The sequence below is a fragment of the Paenibacillus sp. FSL L8-0708 genome (assembly GCF_038009325.1).
Taxonomy (GTDB): domain Bacteria; phylum Bacillota; class Bacilli; order Paenibacillales; family Paenibacillaceae; genus Paenibacillus_AQ; species Paenibacillus_AQ odorifer.
Window position 1 is genome coordinate 5009174 of sequence record NZ_JBBPBC010000001.1, and the last position, 22416, is coordinate 5031589.

The following is a 22416-nucleotide window of genomic DNA, read 5'->3' on the forward strand; positions in this document are numbered from 1 at the left end:
AGGTGAAAATTTTCACAATATTGTGTCGTTATCTGAAGCGGTTTCACAAAGATCACTCCTTTCCATCCGGAATCGTATCCATAAGTAACACCTCATCTCGCTGCCCGTTTTAGGTTCATGGATCTTAATACTTATTTACCCAAATTTTAAGAAAGGTCACAAAGGTGCTTAATTCCATACAAAAAGGACACTCCCAATAACTGCGGAAGTATCCTCATAATCTTTATTACTATAAATCTTTAGATTAGATATTCTCTTGAAAAAGATATGGAACCATCATACTCTACACTTACTTTTTTAATGTTAGGTTTATGCAAAACTCCAGCATAAAAATAATACAGCGGAAGGATGACCATTGGGTTAATAAGCATTTTTTCAGCTTTTGCATAAAGCTTGTTTCGTATAATTTAGCTTAAGACGATTATCAAGCAGATCTTCCCAGAGTTGAATCTCAAGGGCTACATTCTTCCATTTCTAGCTACTTAACAGGGTCATCTGACTGCTCACTCCCCCCCCATTGACGCTTTAGAATCAGAATGTTAATCTTTAGAAAATATCACAAGGATAAGGGAGCTATTTACTGGTGAAAAAGACAACCATGAAGGACATCGCACTTCGTGCCAATGTCTCCGTCGCAACAGTGAGCTATGTTCTGAATCGTGTCGGCAACCAAACCATTCCTGAGAAAACGCGCCAGCAGATTCTTCAGCTTGCCGAGGAACTGCATTACATACCGAATCTGGCAGCACGTTCACTTGCGAATCAGAAAACAAGATTGGTCGGTGTGCTTGTTAACACATCAGTCCATACCCCACACTGGAAGCTCCATGCCCAGTTCTCATTTATACATGCCTTGGAACAACGGTTAACAAATGCTGGTTACCATACGCTGCTATATTCACTTGATGTTGACCAGCCTTCTTTGGATATTATCGTAGAAAGAAAACTGGAGGCTGTATTTCTGATCGATGTGCGTGAGGAAGCCTTTTATTCGATCTCTACACATTTTGTAGAAGGAATTCCTTTGATTCTGATCGACAGCATGATTGAAGATAAACTCTTTAAGCAAGTCCTTTTCAACTATCGAGCAGCTCTGCAAAAGGTAAAACCACAGAACCTTTCAAAGGTATGTTTAATTATGGAGAGCTTCAATAACTCTTTCCTCACCCGCTTTATTCAGGACAGTCTTCCATTACCTCAAGAAGCGATATTCACCGTTGTCAATTTGGAGGAATTAAATACATTCTTACAGGAGGGGGGCTATAAAGAGGCTATTGTCATTAATGAGTTTATTGGAAGTTACGTTGAAAAAAACGGGAGGTTCGAACAACTCTCTGTTCTTTGCACCTGCAATTGTCCGGAAATATTAGGCGATGACGTTCATAAATTCATTTTCACAGGGGATAAAGCGGCTACTGCATTTGAACTCATGGACAAATTATTGCATCATTCTGACTACTCCGCACAAGAAAATAATTGTTATTTTGTAGAATAATTTTTTTGGCTATTCACTTAAGCGTTTAAGTTGAAAGGAGCATAACTTATGCCTGGTCCTGTATTAGTGAAACAAGTTCCCTCTGCTGTTCAAGCTCATCCCTCTCTTTGGGGAAATCGGAGATTCCTGCTGCTACTCAGTTCGTACTCCATTTCCTTGTTCGGTAACACTTTTCATAGTATTGCTTTAAGTTTATGGGTACTGCAAACGACCGGCAGCGCCAAAATGATTGCCATCATCACGATAATCAATTTATTGCTTAGTTCTTTGCTCGGATCGATAGGGGGAACTTTTGCGGATAGGGTCAATCGTCGAACCCTCATGCTGATCACAGATCTGATAAGTTGCGGACTCGTAGTGACGCTAGCTTTAGCCATTTCCCTGCCCTCTACTTCGTTCATTATCGTCGCCATACTGACGGGTCTTACGACCATTTCAGCTTTATTCCAGTCTCCGGCATACCAAGCTTCTATCACTACTGTTGTTGGTAAAGAACATCTACAAAAAGCGGTAGGACTGTTGAACTTGTCTGAAAACATCTGCCGGACTATTGGTTATTCCGCCGGTGGGATTTTCGTAGCGAGTTTTGGAGCAGCCGACGCTATTTTATTTGATGGAGCTACATTCTTCCTCTCCTTTCTGCTCGTGTTAGCGGTCCGTTCCCTTCCTTTGCCAACTCAATTAAATAACGTGCCCAAGAAAGAACGGAAATTCACACAGGATTTGATCGATGGAATTCGCTATATTTGGAGGTACCCTTTTGCACGCGCCGTTATGATTATGCTTCCTACCTTAACCTTATTTTTTGTCCCCTCCCTGATGTTGACCCAGGTTATGGCTGTCAACGTGTGGGATTCCACTCCCTTTCAGTTTGGACTTATTGAAGCCTGTATTCCACTTGGTTATATGATCGGATCCGGTCTGATCTTACTGCTCGGCTCCAAATTGAAGAATAGAGGATTTCTTATTATGACTGGACTGCTATGTCTCGGTCCCCTGTACCTCCTGTTATCATTCGTCACTTCCGCTGCGATTGCCATTCCTATCATTCTTGTAATTGGCTTCATGTTCTCATTCTGCACGTTGCTGATTAATACAATCCTTAGGCTGGAAGTTTCAGAAGACCTCCAAGGTAGGGTGTTCGGTGTATTAGGTTCTATCATGAGTGTAGCCCCATCCATTGGTCTTACTGCTGTCTCATCCTTGTCTGATCTCTTCAGCCCTGGTCCTGTCATGGGTTCAATCGGAGTCTTACTGCTGCTGTTTGCCTTATCAACTATCACTAAATTAAAGGTAATTCGAAACTACAAGTAATTTCAGAACGTATCCTGTGTTCTTTATCGCCCTCTTTTTCTAATAACGCGTCTAAGATGAAGCTCAAACAGTAATAAAACAACCAGAAAAATCAATAACAGGAGACCCGCTATTCCAGTTAGAAACGGAAATAGGAGTGGGAAGAAAATACTAGGATAGGCCTTAGTAACATCTGAATAATAGCCCATACACATAAGGGAGGTACCGGAGAACTCGATTAGCTTGACGCCTAAATGATTGTTGCTTCTTTGCGCATAGCTGAGAACCTCTTCGTCTACTTCTCCGTCTTGTGCAATCGTGATGATTTTCCATTTTCTTGTTTCCATGGGTTGACTATCGTCGGTCAGTCTTTGGACTATATTTATTTGATTCTCACCAGTCTTTCGGTCCTTTACTGTGAGAATATCTATCCACGAAAAATACCTGCTGCCTCTGTCCCGATTGGATAGCCATATTTCATCAGGGGTGGAGATTTTTTGATCATTTAATAAGAACTGAACTTTGACAATATCACCAGGCGGGACCTTCTCCTCTTCATCCCATGGGGTCAAATCTGCTTTCCTGCCTGTTTTTTCTTCCCTGATTTTAATATTCTTATCATCAACCGTTATCTCTTGTACGTTTATTGGGTTATATTCTTTTTCAGCATGCTTTATCTCATAACGCTGATTAATTTGATCAGAGATTATGTACTCACGTATATAGTTGAACAATGGGTTAAAAGAAATCGCCAACAAAAATAGCGAGACGCCAGATATAACTATAAACTTCTTCATAAGTCCTCCTTTTTATCGTACAGTCAGTTTAAACTTTTGGCGTGAACGCCCTTCCGGTCCATCGGAACACACTCATCCATTTATATCTTCCATCGTAGCGTTAATAACATTCATAAATAAGTTCTCCTTTAATAGATTAGGCACTACCTTCCTCTAAATCTCCCAACCATAATAAACATTGTGGAATAAAATCAGCGTAGTCGTGTAATGCATTAATCGTACGGATTACCTCACGAGTACCCAGCTCCCGTTCTGCATCATCTGAGCTCTCCAGTCCTAGCGAACGTCTGATATTGTAAGCTAACCATTCTAATTTTCCCAAAAAGCCATAGTTGAGCACAACCTGCCAATCCGCATAAATCTCTCCGCCATGCTCCAGATAGCTGTTAATCAAATTTGAGAATGCCTTTTTGCTTAAATCTCCCGATACAGAACCTGACCAATATAAAGCTACATCTATCAGCTCTAACGTCGGATGAATAGGTCCTGCTGCTTCCCAATCGATTATTATTGGAACTTTCCGCTCATCCCACAAGACATTTTTGGGGTCTAAATCCCGATGGCTGATAACATAATGATTCGTCAATAGACTCGCTGATGAATGAATCAATGACTCCCAATTCTCTATCTTATGCAGGTGATCTGCCAGCAAGCTTGACCATTCTGCACTCTGCTGCTCTCCTTTGAGAGCAAGCTCTTTCCAATTGGCAACTGCAGTATTAGACGCTTTAAGCGTTTCAAAGTGATGATCATCCGTTCCCTGTGAGAAATCGATGATGTGGAGCTGCGCAAGAATTGCCCCAATCTTTTTACAACAATCTAAATCTATTTCATCTAAAGGTAATGCCTTCCCCTGAACCCATGGAAACAATAAATAAAATTGCCCTTCAACCTCGTGCATACTACTGCCATTAGATACAATTGCCGGAACAGCATGGATTCCCTTTTGATAAGCCAGATTCGCAACCATTTCAGAAAAAATATAATTGGACATTGCTGTATCTCGTTGCATAATTTGAGGATTTAAGGCCTTTACTGCGTATTGCGCTTTATCCGTTTGCAGGCGATACATTCTGTGCAAGAGTCCGCCTGTTATCGGTTCAGGTTCATTCATCAACAGACCCAGATTATATTTGGCACAAAGTGTAGCGAATTTTAAATTATAGCTTATATTTTCCATGTTATGTATTCCTTTCTGTGTGAGTAAAGTCGTACTCATTTAAAATGGTTCAAGTAAATTTAAAACATATTTTTATCTTTATGAAATATTATGTACTGTTCACTATGACATCCTGTGTAACCCTCGTGAACCAAAAATGAAAAGGAGGCTTCGTTAATGAGTAAGCGGTTACATCAATCAGGGTATCTTGTAATCATTTGGTTTTTAGTCTTTACCTTAGGGACGGCAGCTTTTGGCTCTCTTTCCTCTGTGTCGGCAGCATCTGCCCGGCAAGCAGAAAAGCTAAATCGGGGACTAGTAGCAGTGAAGGTATCCAGTGGTGTATTTGTGAGCTGGCGGCTACTCGGAACAGAAGAACTGTCGGTTTCTTTTAATTTATACCGCAATGGCACAAAAGTAAACGTTACCCCAATCACGGACAGCACGAATTATCAGGATAACGCCGGCACAACTTCTTCTAGCTATACAGTTCGAGCAATCGTTGGCGGTATTGAGCAATCTGATTCCCCAGCAGCAAATGTATGGGCCAACAATTATTTGGACGTTCCAATTCAAATTCCGGCTGGCGGCACTACGCCAGATGGCGTAAGTTATACCTATAGTGCCAATGATGCCAGCGTGGGCGACTTAGACGGTGACGGGGAATATGAAATCGTGTTGAAGTGGGATCCTTCCAATTCCAAAGACAACTCGCAAAGTGGATATACAGGCAATGTCTATCTGGATGCCTATAAGCTGAATGGAACTCGGCTATGGCGAATTGATCTGGGTAAAAATATTCGGGCTGGCGCACATTATACTCAATTTCTAGTCTATGATTTCAATGGTGATGGTAAAGCCGAAGTAGTCTGCAAAACAGCAGACGGTACAGTTGACGGAGTTGGCGTAACCCTTGGAAACACAAGTGCAGATTATCGCAACTCCAGTGGATATATCCTGACCGGGCCTGAATATCTGAGTGTATTTTCCGGACAAACGGGCAAAACCTTAACCACGATTGATTATGTTCCTGCCAGAGGAACCGTATCCAGTTGGGGTGACAATTACGGCAATCGAGTAGACCGCTTTTTAGCAGGTGTAGCCTATCTGGATGGAGTACATCCAAGCATCATCATGGCACGTGGTTATTATACACGCACAGTCGTTGTAGCTTTTGACTGGAATGGCAGTGCTTTGACCCGTAAATGGACCTTTGATAGCAATAGCTCCACCAATGCTGGAACCGCCGGTCAAGGTAATCATAGCTTAAGTGTAGCCGATGTGGATAACGATGGTAAGGATGAGATCATTTATGGTGCCTTAACCATTGATAATAACGGTGCGACCTTATACAATACAGGGCTGGGTCATGGAGACGCGCTGCATGTAGGTGATTTAAATCCGAACCGCCCCGGTCTCGAAGTTTTTAAAGTCATGGAAAATACTAGTTCTCCCTATGGCGCTGCGGTATGGGATGCTGCAAACGGGACGGTCTTATGGGGTGTATACACGGGAAAAGATACCGGCCGGGGGATGGCTGCCGATATTGATCCCAATTATCCCGGGGAAGAGGTATGGGCTCACGGCGTTGGCCTATACTCCATTACAGGCACCAAAATAAGCAGCTCAATGCCTTCTGTGAATTTTGGAATCTGGTGGGATGGCGACTTGTCCCGCGAACTGCTGGATGGTGTCAAGATTGATAAATGGAACCCTGCAAGCAACTCCGTTACCAATTTATTAACCGGAGCGAGCGTAGCATCCAACAATAGTACCAAAGCAACGCCAAGCCTACAGGCCGACCTGCTTGGAGACTGGCGCGAAGAGGCTATCTGGAAAAAGTCCGATAACTCGGCTCTACGAATCTATACAACTACGAACATCACCACTAATAAAATATATACCTTAATGCATGATCCAGTATATCGGTTAAGCATTGCCTGGCAGAATACAGCTTACAATCAACCTCCGCACACAGGATTTTTCCTAGGCAACGGTATGGCCACTGTGTCTAAACCCAATATCTACGTAGTGCCGTAAGCTTTCTAAAGAATCAGTAAGTGAACAAAAAAGCAATTGCTGTTATCCGGATGTGCCGGGGCAACTGCTTTTTTGTTCGGTTTATACCAGCATCAGCAATGATCGAGGTGCGTTAATAGTTTTTTTAATTGTTTAATGCCTTCGCATTGAGTGGTTATTATTGCATATAGGATAGGTTTTAGTGCTGGGCAGATATTAAACTGCAAAACGTTGTTTGACATTCGTACAGCGCTAGATCCCCAATCAGAATCCCAGCTTTAATAGCCAAGCCGCAAGCTTCTCCTCCCGCCTTTTCAATTCCCCATCTACGCGATTATATTTTCCAAGCCGTTGCTCAGCTGCAATGCTGCCATCTAGCATATACAAGACACGCTCAGCTTGAGCAGCGACTTTAGCATCATGTGTGGCGATTATAAGCGTTGTTCCTGATTGATTAATATCTGCTAATATGTCCATGATTTCACTAGCTGCTTTTGAGTTAAGCGCCCCGGTTGGCTCATCGCCAAATAATATATCTGGCTGATTAATGAGTGCTCTGCAGATTGCTGCTCTTTGTAATTGTCCTCCTGACACCTGTGTAATATTACGTTCAGCCAGCGCAGATATTCCTGTTTTGTTCATTAACTCAGCTGCTCTTTTATTGATAGTTCTACGGCTGCTGGTTCTCGCCCGATAAGCAGACAGGATGATATTGTCGCGGATATTCAAGTTTTTTAACAGATGCATTTGCTGAAAAATAAAGCCCATATGCTTTAAGCGCAGACCGGCTAATTCGTTCTCTGAAACTCCGCTGATCTCCTGCCCTTTAAAAATAACACTTCCCTCTGTCAACTTATCCATCCCGCTGATCGTATACAGCAATGTTGATTTTCCTGAACCAGAAGGTCCCATGACAGCTATGAATTCCCCCTGAGACACCTGAAGCTGAACATCCTTTAATATCGACTGCGGAGTTCCTTGCCCTGTTGAATAACTTTTTTTTAACCCTTTCGTCTCTAATATGAACATTCTGCCACCTCCTATCATTCGGCAATTAGTTTGACTATACTGGATTTTCTGATTGAGATCGTGCTTGTTACGGTGGTGAGCGCTACAATAAGCATGAAAAGTAGAGGAAGAATAAGATAGGCTACCGCCGGATTGACTACAAACTGTATCTTAGAAGCCCCCATGAAAGAGCCTAGCATTTGAGCAATTTTTTGCCCGAGAGTGTTAGCCGCAAAAGTACCAAGAATGACGCCCAGCCCTGATATTATCAGCATCCTTACCAGGTATTGCCTACGAATATCTCCTAACGTAAAGCCAACACTTCTCAAAATAGCGTTTTGCGAAGAATCCTTGGCAAGCAGCATTTTCAGAAATAAAGAGGTAATCAATATCGAAATCGAAAATGCGATAACGATGGATAAGCCTGTAACCAGCTTCAATTGGCGAATTGTATTTCCTAATGTCTGAGCTAAATAGCTTTGCAGATGAGTGATTTTTGCTGGATAAAATAATTTGGTGTACTGATCCATTTTTGCCTGGACGGAAATTCCCGGATTCACATCCAAAGCTACTACATACCAGAGAACCGTCTTCGAATCATATGGCAATTGCGCTTTTGCGGTTCGGCCACCATTAGTTATATCCTGATAGATCCCGCTAACGGTCAATTTTCTTGCCACCCCAGCAACCTCTAAATGAACGATATCCCCCACCTTTTTATTCAGTTCCTTGGCGTTCAGGTCAGAAAGAGCGATCTCACTTGCACTTCTAGGAGTTCCTCCATGAACATACGAGAGCGGAAAAATAGTAAAGTCACCGGTTTCAACATTTAGCGATTCCCATACACCATCACTACCTAATACCTTAAATCTAGAAGTAATCAGTGGAGAAAATTTAGAGATGTCCGGGTCATTTTCAAGCTTGGTTATCATCTCATTAAAACGCTTCTCTATTTGGTTCGATTGCTGCAAATCAATGCGAATATCGCTCTGACCGACGCCCATATAAGAAACAAACCGGGGAGACTGAAGGGTATTCAATATATTCACTGGCACTAGAACGATAAACAAACTGATCACAAATACGAAGAACAATAATCCGTACATGGTGAAGCGCCCGTAAACATCTTTTACCCCGAGAAAAGCATTCACGTTAACAAATTTACGCTTGCTAAGTGAAAATCTGCTTGTGTTCATCCTTGCTTCACCCCTCGTACCTGACCGTAAAGCTTCTACAACCGTGATGCGATTAAAGCGTCTAAGAATCATCCGGCAAAAGAATACAACAACTCCAAAGATCAAACCTACCGCCAGGACAGGAACAAAATATTGAAGGATACTGGCAGGAGCAACGCCCAAATACAAAGTAATATTGGCTGTAAACAAACGCACCACACCTAAAGACAGTAAATATCCACATACAGAGGCGACGGCTGCCATCACGATATATTTTGCTAAATAAATGCTGCGAATATCTTGCTGCGTGATCCCAATCGCTTTCATGACACCTATCTCTCTGTAATCCTCTTCCAAGGTAGCGATCATCGTAAATCTGAGACATAAAATAGCAATCAGCATCAGCAGAACACTTACCAAAATAATAACAACTGCGATAATCCCGTCCGTCAGTGCATTCAGCGTTTTAAATAAAGGATAGTCAATGGAGGGGCCTTTATTGGGCAGATTTGAGGATTGATACTCATTGCGGAAATCATTGAGCTTAGATAGATCTGTAAGCTGAAATTCAATCAGGTATTCAGGTTCGCCGAGCTGTTGTTTAAGCGCTGTAAAGTCAGCAGCATTTACGACAAAACGTTTGGAGCTGACCATGGCTGGATTCATTTGGACATCCCTTACAAAATCAGTAATCACAAACTTTTTATCGAACTGTTCACCTAGAACGCTAACTACGTCGCCGATTTTCAGATTCTTTTGCTTCATATAATAAATGGGGACAGCGATTTCTCCTGCCGATACCTCAATCACCTTGTTCTCTAAATTCAGCAGCAAATCAAACGAAGGGTTCTGCTCTACAAAGCCGATATCCATCACGCTGTTTGCTTCCGAGCCTTGGTTACTGCCTAGATAAACGTTAGATCCATCCAAGTTAAGCATCTCTACGGTTTGTTGATCTTTCACCAGTGGATTAGCGGCTGTAAAGCTCTCGATTGCTGAGCTGTCGATTTGTCCTGCGTGCATCTGCACGAAATGAGGGGCTTTAGATTTAATCAATAGCTGATTCAAGGACCCCGACAATTCTATAATCACTTGCGACGCTGAAGCAACAAGCAAAGCCGATAACATGATAAACACAAATAATCCGAAGGTAATGATTTTATTGCGTTGAAGGTCTCTTTTTACAATTCGTAGCAGCATTGACAGGCCTTCTCCTCTCTAATACGGAATTCAATTATTCACGTTCAAGGCAGCGAATTGATTTCATTCGGGGGATCACAAATGCCATAATAATGATGAGCAAACCAGAGATGATAAAAAATAAACCGATTCCCCGTCCTTCCCCAGTGCCTATCACCTTACCTACTGATGAAGCAAGCAGACCTCCCTCTCGTAAAAGAGGATTAAACACTTGATCAGCCAATATGCCAGCAAAAGCATACGCAGCCACATAACCGAGTTGTGATAAAATGCCAATGATCCCCCATGCCCGCCCCTGTGTGTCATTTGGGATATGGTTGCGAATCATAACGTCAGCACTGGTATTAACAAAAGGCAACGTTGCAAAAAATAAAAAGCCAGCAGCTGTAATAAAAGCAACATTCGTGGTCAGACCCACCAAAGAAAAAAACAGTCCGGCGAATCCTAGGCCGAGCGCTAATACTTTGATATATTTACGATCGATGCTAAAAACTCCAATAATCAGACTGCCGAGCAACATCCCTATAGCACTTACAGATAATACCGTGCCTAGAGTTTTCGTATCCGTAAAGGGTAGAAGCATAGGCGTATATAAGGTTTGGAGAAAACCCACATAAAAAGTAACGACAGACAAAATGATCGTAAGCTGCAGTACACCTTTCGTGTAAATAAGAGCATCCCAGCCCTCCTTCAAATCTTTTACAAACGACTGATTCGTTGGAATTCTGTGTTCAGTCTGTAGATTCCTGCGAACAGCCATCACTGCAAGAACTGTAACTAGAAAGGTTGAGATATCTATAAGCAGGATAGTTTTTATATCCATAAAGCTAAGCAAAATCCCGGCAAGGATAGGAGAAAGAAGATATTTTGAGGACGCAGCAAGCTGAACTAAACCACTGGCCTTAGCAAATTGCTTCTCTGTTAATAAATCTGTAATGGTAGCTTTGTAGGCAGGTTCAAGCAAGGATACAAAAATCGAACTAAACGTCACGCCCAGACAAATCTGCCATAAATGAGGTTCACCCAGCAGCATGATGATGAGAACATATACAAGTCCAAAAGCAGACAACAAATCCCCTGCTATCATCATCAATCGCCGATCAAACCGATCCGCTAACACGCCGCCAAAAGGACTGAGCACAATGGAAGGGAGAAAAGCACATAAGGTTAAAAGTGCCACGCTAGAGGCAGTCTGTGTCATCTGGAACACATAAACCCCTAAGGTGAAAGCCGTCAACCCGCTGCCAATACTGGATATCCACTCCCCCATCCAAATGATCATAAAATTTCCGAAGGATTTGTTGTTCAGAATATTCCCACTCCCCTACTCAAACATTTGAAACACATAGTCGAAGCTGCCCTTCTCCGCCCCCAGTGTAATTTCCATCGTATAGATAAACGCTCTTATCTTCTGGATGATTTCCTCAGGCTGCCACTTGAATATCCCTTCATCAAAAAGAAATTGAGAGGTGATCAATAGAAATTCCATCGTCTCCCGGGGATACGGATTGTGAAACAGTCCCTCCTCTATGCCCTGCTCAATGACCTCCGTCAAAACAGGAGTTAGCCGCAAAATGGTTTCCACCAGGCTTTTCTGGTGCAGCTGTGCATTATCAGCCTGATGGAACTGCTCAATTATTTGGCTTTTTCTGTCCGTATCCGGCTTTTGCGCCATAATGATTTGCAGCAGCTTTTCATGAACGGTCAGCTTAGGATCTGCAGCAATTTGCTTAGCAACTGCTACACCAGCATCAATAAATCGCAGCACAACAGCATCCATGACCTCTTCCTTCGATTTAAAATAATAGTAGAAGGTTCCCTTCGCGATACCTATAGCCTGCAAGACATCATTCACTGTCGTTTTGGTATACCCTTTCGTAAAAAACAGCATTTCTGCTGTATCCAATATTTCATTTCTACGTTCTTCCGCTTCTTTGGAAATTCTCATCTGCAACGTCCTCCATTCTGTGGACCGACCGTCGGTCTATTCCAATTATATACAAATATTAGATCGTGTCAAGATTAACCCGGCATCACAAAAAAGAGAGAATTCCAAAAGCTACGTTATAGCATCTGGAACTCCCTCGTTTTGGGATATACTTTTGAGTTTTACTGTTGAGTTTTAGTCTTACTGTTTACTGTTTGGTCTTATTGTTTATTGTTTGGTTTTACTGTTTGGTCTTACTGCTGCATCTTATTTTTAGCTTGCTCTTTGATCTGATACATGGAGATACCTTTGCTCGCGTTGTAACACTAAACTACTAAACTTCGTTTGCTTGGATCACATTTGCACTTACGACGCAGCTTATCGGACACAGCTGACCTTATACGCTGCATTATCCCCCATTTGGATTCCTAACGGACCGCATAGCACCTATTGGCATCAAAAACACCACAAAAGACCGCTTCCTCAAGGAATAGCTGCACTGGAGTCCGAAAACCGGCTCAAAGGGCTATAAATTTGCAAATAGCGTCCTCTGGGTCCTTAAGCAACACGGGATAGGGATTCATTAGGTATTCAATAGGTATTAATTACCTAAGTTCGGACTAAGTGGCTTCCGGCTGCAGATTTTGCCCCCAAACGGCTTCCCTGTATAGAATGCTGCTATTTCGCATGAGCTTCTGCAATCCCGTCTCAAATAGATTATCTAATCCGCCGGATTGTACTAATGAAAATTTGCTGCCCAAGGAATAGGCTATATAATAATCCGCCCAACTGCTATAGCGTTCTTGTAGCTGCCTTGCGGCTTCTATTTTGTATTCCCAGGCTTCTTCCTTCTTCAAATAATCCTCAACATAACCAATCCGGCTCAGATAAATTACCCAAGCTAATCCAAAAGCTGAAATGTCACCAGAAGGCAACTGATGTATACCTTGTGCAACAACCTTCAGATTAACAAAATCCTCATGATCCTTATGTGCCTCAAGATATTTACTGCGTGAGGTTTCGGAAAGTGTGGCTAATCGAGCATGTAAAGATCTATATTCTGCACGGTTGCCATCTTCTAGAAGCCAGCGAATCTGGCGATGAAAGGAGTTAGCATCCTCGATATTCCATCTTTCACAAGCATTTTTGATTAATCCTCTTTTGAAGAAGACATTACTGAAATCAAACTCATAAACCACATAGTATCTCCCTAAGAGACCACGTATGCAGGTAGAGGAAAGACAGCGGAAATACATTTCCAATCGTTTTCTTTGCTTAACATTGTATTCCTTCAGCATATAGAGCCTCCTGATATTAGTTCGTGAATAGGTATGCTGTTTTGCAAATCTTCCTGATTTTCCATAGAAAAATAAGAATGAACACCGCATTGACAAGCGGGGGAAGCTCAGAAACTGAAAAATAATATATGGTATATACCAAAATATAGAACCAGCTTAATTTCAGGAAAACCAATAGATAGAATAATATAGACCCTATAATGTTCTTTCCAATGGTTACGAGCGAAGAGATACGAAGACGTTGTGGATACAGTTTTTTGTTCTTCAACATGAACTTATTCGCAAGGTAACGAAAATGAATGAACTCGTCCTTTTTAGGCTCATTAGTCTCCGTTTGTGTAAGAGCTTCCTCAATTTGAGAACATGCAATCTTACATTCCAGAATTAAACATTGCACATCTCTATTTCCAGCATCCTCTTGCAACAAATATTCACAATCCTTCATCGCTTCCTCATAACGCTGCAAATAGTAGAGAAGCCGGCCTCTTAATAAGTAACCGTCTCTTTCGTTAGGCCACATAGCGGTTACTTGGTCCAAACACACCAGCGCTTCCATATAATCAGCAGTATTCAGACAATACTTAGCTCGCAATAATTGCAGATCAGGATCATACTGAAACAGCTTATTTGCTTCGTCGAGCAGTTGACCCGCTTCGGTATGTCTATCCTCCATCAGCATGAATTGAGCGGATTGCCTCAGATTTAGATAGTGTTCTATGTCAAACTCAAGAGACTCCTGCAAAAGGAAACACTCATAACGCATCTCCATGCTTCCATCGACCTGCCCTAGTATGTACTCGACTAACTTATTATCATAACGTTGAAGAAATATCTCCTTGTCCTCACGAAAATGAAAAAATGAATCCAACGCCTCCCATACGGCATGAGGCAAATTCCGATGCTGATCAAGGAACAACATAAGCTTATCCCTTAGCCGATCGCGATGCTCTATACTCCACATGAAATCTTCATTCAAAAGTGAATGCCACGAAGCTTGTTGAATCCGGCGCGAGAAGTCCGCATACAGTTCCCTAATTTGTCTGTCAAAAATAGCTGCTGGCTGTTCTTGAAGATCAGCATCAAGTTGAACGGGAAGAGGGCGAAACATCGTCCACTCGTTTTCATGCGGTATAGAAGTGGTCCCTTCTACTTCTTCCTCGGTGTCTTCCTCCGCAACTTCTTGTTCTTCTTCCTCCTCAGCTTCATCTACTCGTATTACTGTTTCTGCTTCTGCTTGTATCACCATTTTTTCTATTTCTTTTGATATTGCTTCTGCTATTTCTTTCTTATCCTCACCTATAAATGAAGGGACAGTGCTTGCTATACGCTGCCCGGAGCGGGCCCATTTCACGGCTGTATCATAAGCTTCTCTAAGCTGCTGGTATCCTTCTGGGTCATCTTCGGGGTGATGCGATTTCAGTTTTTTGGCATAGGCCTTCTTGATGATAGCTAGTTCATCTGTGGGTTCAATCTCCAACATACTCCAGATTGTCATGTGAAGTATGACCACCCTTCAATTTCCGCCAATTGCTCATTGAAAGCTTGTGCCGCTTTTTCAATCACTTTCTCGTTCTGAGTATATAAAGCATCTTCGAATACTTTCAGACACTGTGCGATAAATTTCCGTTGGTCCCCAAGCACCTCTTCATATAAACGCTCACCTCTAGCAAGCAGAAGCCTGTTCTCGGTACGCTCACGCGGATGAATTTTGATACTCCGCAGTTCCAGTAAACGAGCTTCAATTTGCTTTTTCGTCATTCCACCAGCATTTTGCTCAATGATCATCTGATGCTTCTGACCTGTTGAAACGGTTGTAACCTCCACCTCAAGAATCCCATTCACATCATATGTATATCTGACATCTATACTTTCTTCTCCCCGAGGTGCTTGCGGAATCTGAAACTCCATTTCTCCCAGAAAAAGATTATTTTCAACGCGAGGACTCTCCCCCTGATACACATCTACACTTATGATCTTTTGATCATCTGCGGCTGTATATAGACGTTCTACCCGGCTAACAGGAATCGGAGTGTTACGTTCAATGATCGGAAAGTAATGTCCAGATGACGTTTGTCCGCTTGAACCTCTTCGCAGAACACTGGTTCCTAATGTATAGGGGCAAACGTCCGTCAAAATCATTTCATCCAGCGCTTGATCACGCTGCTTCAGCGCCACCTGAACCGCAGCTCCCAGTGCGACGGTCTCATCTGGGCTGATATTCGCATAAGGCATTTTCCCGAACATACGGCTGATAATTTGCTTAATCAGAGGCATTTTAGTAGCACCCCCAATCATCACAATCCCATCCAGATCGGAAGGCTGCAGAGAAGCATCCCGCAATGCTCTTTCTATCGGCTGTCTTAGACGTATTAGTAATGGTTGTACCAATTGCTCAAGCTCTGAGCGTTCTATAGTCAGCACGTATTCTTCCTCTTTAATAACTATCCGCATAGTCGCAGCAGACTCTGTACCAAGAATTCGTTTACTCTGCTCAGCCTGCTTATACAACATCGACCTCGTTATTGGTGTTAACGATTCAGCGTCCAGCTTATTCTTTTGGATAAAATAGGCCACTAGTATCTCTGTGAAATCTTCCCCGCCAAGATAGTTATCTCCGGCAATCGACTTAACATCCATTACCCCTTCGAAAAGCTCCAGGATTGACACATCAAAGGTTCCTCCACCCAAATCAAAAACAAGAAATGAAGTCTCCTGATTCTGATGCAGGCCATAAGCGAGTGCTGCCGCCGTAGGTTCACTAATAAGCCGCTCTACTTGTAAACCAGCCATCTCAGCCGCTTTCTTAGTTGCTTTCCGCTGAACATCATTGAAATAAGCCGGAACACTGATTATAGCTTTCGTTACGGACTCACCTAGATGATTTTCCGCATCCTCTTTCAGTGACCGCAGAACAAAAGAAGATAACTCTTCAGGAGTAAAAGTCATCGTACCTAGTTTGTATTTCTTTGCTGATCCCATAAAGCGCTTAAAAGTCGAGGCGGTTAACTGTGGATGTGTAATCAGTCGTTCCTGTGCGATTCTTCCAACTAATACTTCTCCCCCTGCATCTACACTAACAATCGAGGGTGTTACATGCTCCCCGAGTACATTGGGAATAATTACAGCCTGACTGCCGTCCCAATAAGCAGCAAGACTATAGGTCGTTCCTAAATCAATTCCGATTGTTCTCACTACTATCTCCACTCCTTTTATATACAATAATATACAAAGAAAAGAGTCCAAGAATCGAAATGTCACTAATTCAACATATTTACATCCAGAGCATAATAATGAAATTGCGCTTCTGCAATAGACATAAAAAAGGTATCTCAAAAGCCACAATGGCTAATGGGATACCTTCATTTTTTGGCGGAGGATATTTTTCTGTATATCATCTATAAAAAAACAGTCTCATTCGTTCTCTGGACGTCCTAACATCTGATCTATCTTCTCTTTTGCACCTTCCCATGAGGTCAATAATGGAAAAGCATATTGTTCACGGGCCCGCAAATTCCATGGATGCGGAATACAAAGCACTTTTCTTCCCTCCTGCAATGCCGGAACCAGGTTATGCACCCCGTCATCGATCAATAGATCGTAGTTAATAAGATTTTTCCGCTTACAGGTAAAGAAATTTTCAATCGGAATAAACGGCATATGCTTCTGCAGCCAGTTCCATTTTTCCACCACCGACTGGGGTTGGGCTGCCGTAACTATAATTACATCATAAGCGTTATGCAGCTTCTCCATTTCTCCTACGACATGTTCGTCAAACAGTTCAAGCTCTTCATACAGACCGGGCCGCCCATAGAAAATATCTTGTGTACAATCCGGATGACGTAAATGATCCGTATTCCAATCAAGCATTTCCTCATACCGCAGCAGATGCGTGGGAAAATCATTATTATTATGGTATATGGCTCGCTTCACTAGATGGCAAATTGTATCATCCATATCTACTGCAATTATTGGCTTCCTCATCTGCGCCTCCATTATTTTTTTAGATTACACTTTAATTATATACAATGAAATTATGTTTTTCGTCGAGAGTTAATTAAAATCCCCGTTAATGTTTATTAAATGCTTCTACGCATTTTTGGCAGATACAAGCTTTCCCTCTCAGTTCTTCCGGGATCTGTTCTTGCAATTCGAGTGGAATTTCTGTATGGAAACACCAACAGTCACCGCTTTCAGCGCCACAACGATTCAATTCTTTACATAAAGGACAATGGCGTTCTTCAACCAGTATGTTCATCATATCCAAAATTTCTACTCCCCCAAAAATCACAAACTATTTTGCTTTGGAAAACCATATCAATAAAAAAAATCCAACAAATGACAAAACGTCAGTAAGTAAAACAAACAACTCCCCGAATAGGTTTCCGCCATAACCACTTCTGAAGATTCCAAGTTAAGCATAAGTTCAATTTCTCTATTATTCCTACACTTGTGAACTCGGTTCACTTGCATTAAGATAGTGAACATTACGAACTCAAATGGGAGAATAACAGATGAATGATAAGAAGCTGAGCTTTTTAGATACCCTACATAGTGACTTACTTGCTACCATGGAAGAAGTATATAATCCTTGCAGGTTTGATTGCTCCGAACCAATTCTTGAACCGCAAAATGCGGAATACGGAGCATATATCTTTACCTTAAATGTGTTGGCCATTAGATTCCGGGTGGCTAAAATCACACCCACTAAAGTCGGGCAATTTGTGACACTATGGGAGCGAATTGGAGATCATCCCATCCAACCCTATGACATCTCAGATCCTGCTGATCTCTTCGTTATAAGTACACGAAATGGGAATCACTTTGGCCAATTTATTTTCCCAAAAGCTGTCCTAAGAGAACAAGATATTCTATCTGATAAAGGTGAAGGTGGAAAAAGAGCTTTTCGAGTCTACCCGCCTTGGGACATTCCCACGAGTCGCCAAGCTCAAAAAACGCAAACATGGCAGTCGGAATATTTCTTGGATATCCCTGCAAATAAAACCGTAGACTACCTTCGTGCGCAAGCACTTTACGGTTTACCCGTAAATCTTACGGTCTGACCTATCTCCTCCACATGTTCCTTATCACCCTGCAAAATAAAATAATAGTATACATCATCTCCTATTTTCACCGCTTCGGGATATTTAATTATAAGCGCCGCTTGATGATTCCATTCCTCCCCTTGGTCAGCAGAAGGCATAATCAACTTTGCCTTCTCTTCCTCTTTTAACCCCTCTAATGTCAGTTCAGTGATTTGCGGATTGGAGCCATAAGGCTTCAGCTGATGGGAGGCAATGATTTCAGCTACTTCATCTATTGATTGTCCCTCTCCAGACATAGCTGATAATTGAAAAAAACCATCCTCCCCCTGACCCTTCTCATCATCTGCTGAATCGACGACCCATTCCGTTGGATACTTCAAAGAGACTCCATAAGCATTGGAAGTAAAGGTTGCAAGCCCAGTTTGCCTAACTAGCATACCGATTACAGTACCTGCAAGTGCAATAACCACGATAGCCAACACCCAAAGCCACCGTTTTTTGTATACATTTGTTTTCACGATATCCCCCTAAATCAATAATTAGTTGACATGTACAATATTAGGAAATAAGATATAAACAAACATATGATCAATCATTCATATGTATTGGTAAGGAGGAAATCATAATGAGCGATCTTAAAAATATCCTATCTCTACTTCTTTTCTGCATCTTCTTAATTTCTTATCTATTAAAGCTCCTTATACTTTACAAGAAAAACCAGATTAAAGGAAACGTTCTGGCTAAAGGCGCTAAACTATCTAAGCTCCATTATATCGAGCTATTGGTAAAAACCTCTACTTTTTTATGGGGTGCAGCATGGTTTGTTTTTTCCGTAGCAGAGTCCTTTATGGTTACACTTGTAGGCAAAACGTTTGATATTCCTGTAGTTCACTTTATCGGTGTTAGTGTAGCTGCCCTCGGATGTTCCATTTTTATTCAAGCTATGATTGCTATGCGCACTTCATGGAGAGTTGGGATTGATAAGACTACTGTAACCAAACTCATCACACACGGTATTTATAAATATAGTAGAAACGCTGCATTTGTCGGGTTTGATCTCATGTTTTTGGGATTGTATCTGATGTACCCCAATCTGTTAACACTCCTAATATTCATTCTTAACATTGCCGCGATTCATTTACTAATTCTTCAAGAAGAGCAACATTTAAAGTCCGTATTCGGAGATGAATATATCCAATATGCCAATAATACACCCAGATATTTTTTATTTTAAAATCTTTTATCACAGCTCCGATAATTTAAATTCGCTATATCATTTTACATTTTTTACAAGTCCGGAAAATATTCTCTTAATGTAACTACTATAATATGAGACTGTAAACATACATTAGGAGGGAAATTATGAAATCACCGAAAAAGTATGGCGTCAAAACAGCAATTGTAGCAACAGCGGCAACTGCTCTTTTTGTATCCAGCATTGTTACTACAAATGCACCTAATCAAGCAGACGCAGCATCTTCGAACACAAGAAATGTAATTCTGTTTATTGGAGACGGAATGGGTGCTGCTCAGCGTGATGCCATCCGGCTTGCCACCGTAGGTGAAAAAGGAAATCTAGCAATGGATTCCATGCCATACGTTGGATTAATTCATACAAGCTCCACTGTCCCTGTTACAGATTCGGCTGCTTCTGCTTCTGCTTATGCCAGCGGTGTGAAGACTTATAATGGTGCTATCGGAATGGATGCCGATAAAAAAAGTGTTAAGACCATTATGGAATATGCTAAAGATGCCGGGAAATCAACAGGTGTCGTTACTACTAGTCAGATTACAGACGCGACTGGCGCCGCATTTGGTGCTCACGTTGAAGACCGCTCAAAGCAAAGTGATATCGCTCTTCAGCTTCTGACTAAGAGCAAGGTTGATGTTCTGCTCGGTGGGGGTGAGGATTTCTGGTACCCTGCAGGCAATCCCGGCAAATTCCCAGATGAACCCGCTGAAGATCCTTCAGAAAAAAGCAAAGGAACACAAGGAAACCTAGTTGATAAAGCTAAACAATTGGGCTACACCTATGTAACGAACAAAGCGGATATGCAAAAAGCAAAGGACGGCAAGCTGCTTGGAATTTTCGCAAACGAGGAAATGTTCCAGCAAAAGCCTGAAGGTGAAGGAGATATTTATAATCCGGTGGTATCACTGCCAGAGATGACTAAGAAAGCTATAGATACGCTAGCAACAAATAAAAAGGGATTTTTCCTTATCGTGGAAGAAGAAGGCACTGACGAATTTGCACACCAAAACAACGCTAAAATGACGATTAAATCAGGTCAAGAACTGGACAAATCCGTGCAAGTAGCCAAAGACTTCGCCAAAAAGAATCCAGATACACTGGTTCTAGTGCTTGCCGACCATGAGACCGGCGGATTTTCTATTGAAGCAGTTGACGCAGATGATGAGTCCGGTGACGGCATATCCAAAGAAGACGGTCCATTCGCCATCGCCAATTCCAAACACAATTTTGTAGTGGACTGGACGACCTCAGGCCATACTGCGGTTGATATTCCAATCACAGCTATGGGCAAAAATGCACAATTATTTACGGGAATCTACGAAAACACCGAAGTATTCACCAAGCTTATGCAAGCATCAGGTTTTAAAGCCAATAAATAAAAGCGAGTAAAAAAAGACTAGCCAGATTTTTTTCTGGGTAGTCTTTTTCATTTTAAAATACAGTATTTACTTAGCATCTGTTCGCACAACAAAAATGATATCCTTAGTCTGATCCGCCCATTTACCTGTCAGATGAAATCCTCTGATCGTTGCTCCAGGCTCATAATCTTTACTATTTGAACTCAAAAAGGCTGCCAGATTAGACTCCAGTTTAAACGTTGCTTTTCGATCTGCGAATTAGTGGATGGTTTCACCAAGCTTTACATAAGGAATAGAAGCCGCAGAATCCTTCATTTGTGCTTGAAAAAGCGCACTCTCATCATCCAGTTCTATGCCCACCTCTCTGGAGAGGGTCTGAGATTGATTCACTTTTCCATCCATATGAATGGTTATCTCTGGCATCGCCGTGCTGCTGACTTCCTCACGATCACAAATGGTTAATACAAGCAGAAGTACAAAACTTAGGACTGCGATGTATATTCTTTTCAAGAAGACACCCCTTCTTCCCATTGTTCAACTAATCTGGTGTGAAATATTCGATTCCCAATATGATCAAACCCAAAATAAAGATGATGATACCAATCACAAGCGGAAAACCTAAAGCTAAACTATGAATCGATTTTACAAATATACCGTTAATTAACGATTACAGCGAGGTGTGTTTATAAAATTCTATTTTTATAGCTAATCCAACGGTTTCCTTATGTTTCTAATTTACGTGACAGCTCCTTAATTAACTCGATCTCTCGTAAAACCATACTTCGGGTGTAAAAATAGAGCTCCTCAGAGTAATCCATATCCTCACTATTGCCAACTACTTTGGATAACTGCTGTAAATGGTCCAGCTTTTCGTTCATATAAGTCTCTCTGTAATCAAGCAATCTTCTACGTGTCTCACGATCCAAAAGCTCATAATAAGCAAGACGAATAGACCATTCATTATCAATTCGAATAGTCTCCAGCGTAAATTCTGTTAAGCAGGTGTTAAACCGCTCCTCACCCTCAGTAGTTATAGAATATACATAACGTTTAGGCCGGCGTTCCTGAATTTCCGTTTTTTTGATTACCCATTTTCGCTTTTCAAATAATTTCAGCTTTGGATAAAGCGAGTTATTGTTTACGATTTTATCATTGCCCATTACAAAAATAATGTTTTTTTTAATTTCATAACCATGTTTGGCCCCTTTCATTAATTGGGCCAGAATCAAAACTTCAATATCCATAATCATCCTCCGGGCTTCCGGAATACGTATCCGGTTCATCATTTTCTTATATTACCTCAATTACTACATTCCTGCCAAATCACTCGTGATTTTTTGCACATACTTTCGCCCTGCACTTTCGCTAATATAGGTTAAAATAACCTATTTAT

Annotated in this window: 20 protein-coding genes; 6 read left to right on the forward strand and 14 right to left on the reverse strand. The window is 41.7% G+C overall.

Annotated elements, in window-relative coordinates:
• The first annotated feature begins 583 nt into the window (after nucleotides 1–583).
• Together NYE58_RS23965 and NYE58_RS23970 are read left to right on the forward strand one after the other, a co-directional pair.
• Nucleotides 584–1495, forward strand: coding sequence for a LacI family DNA-binding transcriptional regulator (locus NYE58_RS23965; RefSeq protein WP_341003173.1), 912 nt, complete (start codon nucleotides 584–586; stop codon nucleotides 1493–1495).
• Between the two features lie 48 nt (nucleotides 1496–1543).
• Nucleotides 1544–2809 carry an MFS transporter gene (locus NYE58_RS23970; protein WP_076190596.1) on the forward strand — a complete coding sequence of 422 codons (1266 nt, stop codon included), beginning with the start codon at nucleotides 1544–1546 and terminating at the stop codon, nucleotides 2807–2809.
• 23 nt (nucleotides 2810–2832) lie between these two features.
• Here the strand turns inward: NYE58_RS23970 and NYE58_RS23975 are convergent, their stop codons facing one another.
• Both NYE58_RS23975 and NYE58_RS23980 read right to left on the reverse strand, forming a co-directional pair.
• The gene (locus tag NYE58_RS23975; RefSeq protein ID WP_341003174.1) at nucleotides 2833–3585 is read right to left on the reverse strand and encodes a hypothetical protein; all 753 of its coding nucleotides are present in this window, start codon (nucleotides 3583–3585) and stop codon (nucleotides 2833–2835) included.
• A gap of 136 nt (nucleotides 3586–3721) precedes the next feature.
• Nucleotides 3722–4765, reverse strand: coding sequence for a phosphotransferase (locus tag NYE58_RS23980; RefSeq protein WP_341003176.1), 1044 nt, complete (start codon nucleotides 4763–4765; stop codon nucleotides 3722–3724).
• 156 nt (nucleotides 4766–4921) lie between these two features.
• Between NYE58_RS23980 and NYE58_RS23985 the strand changes: the two genes are divergently transcribed.
• On the forward strand, nucleotides 4922–6784 hold the full coding sequence (locus NYE58_RS23985; protein WP_341003177.1) for a rhamnogalacturonan lyase: 1863 nt from the start codon (nucleotides 4922–4924) through the stop codon (nucleotides 6782–6784).
• Between the two features lie 243 nt (nucleotides 6785–7027).
• On the opposite strand, the gene NYE58_RS23990 is transcribed toward NYE58_RS23985, so the two are convergent.
• The 9 genes from NYE58_RS23990 to NYE58_RS24030 all read right to left on the reverse strand — a co-directional run bounded on the left by NYE58_RS23990 (nucleotide 7028) and on the right by NYE58_RS24030 (nucleotide 17629).
• Nucleotides 7028–7792 carry an ABC transporter ATP-binding protein gene (locus tag NYE58_RS23990; RefSeq protein WP_076276097.1) on the reverse strand — a complete coding sequence of 255 codons (765 nt, stop codon included), beginning with the start codon at nucleotides 7790–7792 and terminating at the stop codon, nucleotides 7028–7030.
• 14 nt (nucleotides 7793–7806) lie between these two features.
• Complete coding sequence (locus tag NYE58_RS23995; RefSeq protein WP_341003178.1) at nucleotides 7807–10146, reverse strand: ABC transporter permease; 2340 nt, start codon at nucleotides 10144–10146, stop codon at nucleotides 7807–7809.
• Nucleotides 10147–10180: 34 nt separating this feature from the next.
• Nucleotides 10181–11428, reverse strand: coding sequence for an MFS transporter (locus NYE58_RS24000; protein WP_341003179.1), 1248 nt, complete (start codon nucleotides 11426–11428; stop codon nucleotides 10181–10183).
• 42 nt (nucleotides 11429–11470) lie between these two features.
• Entirely contained in the window at nucleotides 11471–12094 is a 624-nt protein-coding gene (locus NYE58_RS24005; protein WP_341003180.1) for a TetR/AcrR family transcriptional regulator, read from the reverse strand.
• Nucleotides 12095–12693: 599 nt separating this feature from the next.
• Nucleotides 12694–13371, reverse strand: a complete 678-nt coding sequence (locus NYE58_RS24010) for a DUF1266 domain-containing protein (RefSeq protein ID WP_051491590.1) — start codon at nucleotides 13369–13371, stop codon at nucleotides 12694–12696.
• A gap of 16 nt (nucleotides 13372–13387) precedes the next feature.
• Nucleotides 13388–14866 carry a J domain-containing protein gene (locus tag NYE58_RS24015; RefSeq protein ID WP_076276094.1) on the reverse strand — a complete coding sequence of 493 codons (1479 nt, stop codon included), beginning with the start codon at nucleotides 14864–14866 and terminating at the stop codon, nucleotides 13388–13390.
• Nucleotides 14863–16563: a molecular chaperone HscC gene (locus NYE58_RS24020; RefSeq protein ID WP_341003181.1), complete on the reverse strand. Its 1701-nt coding sequence runs from the start codon at nucleotides 16561–16563 to the stop codon at nucleotides 14863–14865. The genes NYE58_RS24015 and NYE58_RS24020 overlap by 4 nt, the downstream gene beginning before the upstream one ends.
• Before the next feature lie 219 nt (nucleotides 16564–16782).
• Nucleotides 16783–17352, reverse strand: coding sequence for a 5' nucleotidase, NT5C type (locus NYE58_RS24025; protein WP_076276092.1), 570 nt, complete (start codon nucleotides 17350–17352; stop codon nucleotides 16783–16785).
• Nucleotides 17353–17437: 85 nt separating this feature from the next.
• A complete protein-coding gene (locus NYE58_RS24030) occupies nucleotides 17438–17629 on the reverse strand; it encodes a cysteine-rich CWC family protein (protein WP_076141099.1) in 192 nt (63 codons plus the stop codon).
• A gap of 253 nt (nucleotides 17630–17882) precedes the next feature.
• On the opposite strand from NYE58_RS24030, the gene NYE58_RS24035 reads away from it, so the two are divergent.
• Complete coding sequence (locus NYE58_RS24035) at nucleotides 17883–18431, forward strand: MepB family protein (protein WP_076276091.1); 549 nt, start codon at nucleotides 17883–17885, stop codon at nucleotides 18429–18431.
• Here NYE58_RS24035 and NYE58_RS24040 read toward each other — a convergent pair.
• Nucleotides 18401–18931, reverse strand: a complete 531-nt coding sequence (locus NYE58_RS24040) for a hypothetical protein (protein WP_076276090.1) — start codon at nucleotides 18929–18931, stop codon at nucleotides 18401–18403. The two genes, NYE58_RS24035 and NYE58_RS24040, sit on opposite strands and share 31 nt — an antisense overlap.
• A gap of 107 nt (nucleotides 18932–19038) precedes the next feature.
• Here NYE58_RS24040 and NYE58_RS24045 point away from each other — a divergent pair, with 107 nt between their 5' ends.
• Both NYE58_RS24045 and NYE58_RS24050 read left to right on the forward strand, forming a co-directional pair.
• Complete coding sequence (locus NYE58_RS24045) at nucleotides 19039–19647, forward strand: methyltransferase family protein (protein WP_076276089.1); 609 nt, start codon at nucleotides 19039–19041, stop codon at nucleotides 19645–19647.
• Between the two features lie 128 nt (nucleotides 19648–19775).
• Nucleotides 19776–21044, forward strand: a complete 1269-nt coding sequence (locus NYE58_RS24050; RefSeq protein ID WP_341003184.1) for an alkaline phosphatase — start codon at nucleotides 19776–19778, stop codon at nucleotides 21042–21044.
• Between the two features lie 237 nt (nucleotides 21045–21281).
• Here the strand turns inward: NYE58_RS24050 and NYE58_RS24055 are convergent, their stop codons facing one another.
• A complete protein-coding gene (locus NYE58_RS24055) occupies nucleotides 21282–21533 on the reverse strand; it encodes a hypothetical protein (protein ID WP_076276087.1) in 252 nt (83 codons plus the stop codon).
• A gap of 212 nt (nucleotides 21534–21745) precedes the next feature.
• Nucleotides 21746–22267 carry a PadR family transcriptional regulator gene (locus tag NYE58_RS24060; RefSeq protein ID WP_076276086.1) on the reverse strand — a complete coding sequence of 174 codons (522 nt, stop codon included), beginning with the start codon at nucleotides 22265–22267 and terminating at the stop codon, nucleotides 21746–21748.
• Nucleotides 22268–22416 lie beyond the last annotated feature (149 nt).

Coding starts and splice junctions, on each gene's coding strand:
- NYE58_RS23990 (WP_076276097.1), bottom strand. CDS start 7,792: ATGTTCATATTAGAGACGAAAGGGTTAAAAAAAAGTTATTCAACAGGG.
- NYE58_RS23985 (WP_341003177.1), top strand. CDS start 4,922: ATGAGTAAGCGGTTACATCAATCAGGGTATCTTGTAATCATTTGGTTT.
- NYE58_RS24025 (WP_076276092.1), bottom strand. CDS start 17,352: ATGAGGAAGCCAATAATTGCAGTAGATATGGATGATACAATTTGCCAT.
- NYE58_RS24030 (WP_076141099.1), bottom strand. CDS start 17,629: ATGATGAACATACTGGTTGAAGAACGCCATTGTCCTTTATGTAAAGAA.
- NYE58_RS24045 (WP_076276089.1), top strand. CDS start 19,039: ATGAGCGATCTTAAAAATATCCTATCTCTACTTCTTTTCTGCATCTTC.
- NYE58_RS24005 (WP_341003180.1), bottom strand. CDS start 12,094: ATGAGAATTTCCAAAGAAGCGGAAGAACGTAGAAATGAAATATTGGAT.
- NYE58_RS24060 (WP_076276086.1), bottom strand. CDS start 22,267: ATGGATATTGAAGTTTTGATTCTGGCCCAATTAATGAAAGGGGCCAAA.
- NYE58_RS23970 (WP_076190596.1), top strand. CDS start 1,544: ATGCCTGGTCCTGTATTAGTGAAACAAGTTCCCTCTGCTGTTCAAGCT.
- NYE58_RS24000 (WP_341003179.1), bottom strand. CDS start 11,428: ATGATCATTTGGATGGGGGAGTGGATATCCAGTATTGGCAGCGGGTTG.
- NYE58_RS23995 (WP_341003178.1), bottom strand. CDS start 10,146: ATGCTGCTACGAATTGTAAAAAGAGACCTTCAACGCAATAAAATCATT.
- NYE58_RS24015 (WP_076276094.1), bottom strand. CDS start 14,866: ATGACAATCTGGAGTATGTTGGAGATTGAACCCACAGATGAACTAGCT.
- NYE58_RS24035 (WP_076276091.1), top strand. CDS start 17,883: ATGAATGATAAGAAGCTGAGCTTTTTAGATACCCTACATAGTGACTTA.
- NYE58_RS23980 (WP_341003176.1), bottom strand. CDS start 4,765: ATGGAAAATATAAGCTATAATTTAAAATTCGCTACACTTTGTGCCAAA.
- NYE58_RS24050 (WP_341003184.1), top strand. CDS start 19,776: ATGAAATCACCGAAAAAGTATGGCGTCAAAACAGCAATTGTAGCAACA.
- NYE58_RS23975 (WP_341003174.1), bottom strand. CDS start 3,585: ATGAAGAAGTTTATAGTTATATCTGGCGTCTCGCTATTTTTGTTGGCG.
- NYE58_RS24010 (WP_051491590.1), bottom strand. CDS start 13,371: ATGCTGAAGGAATACAATGTTAAGCAAAGAAAACGATTGGAAATGTAT.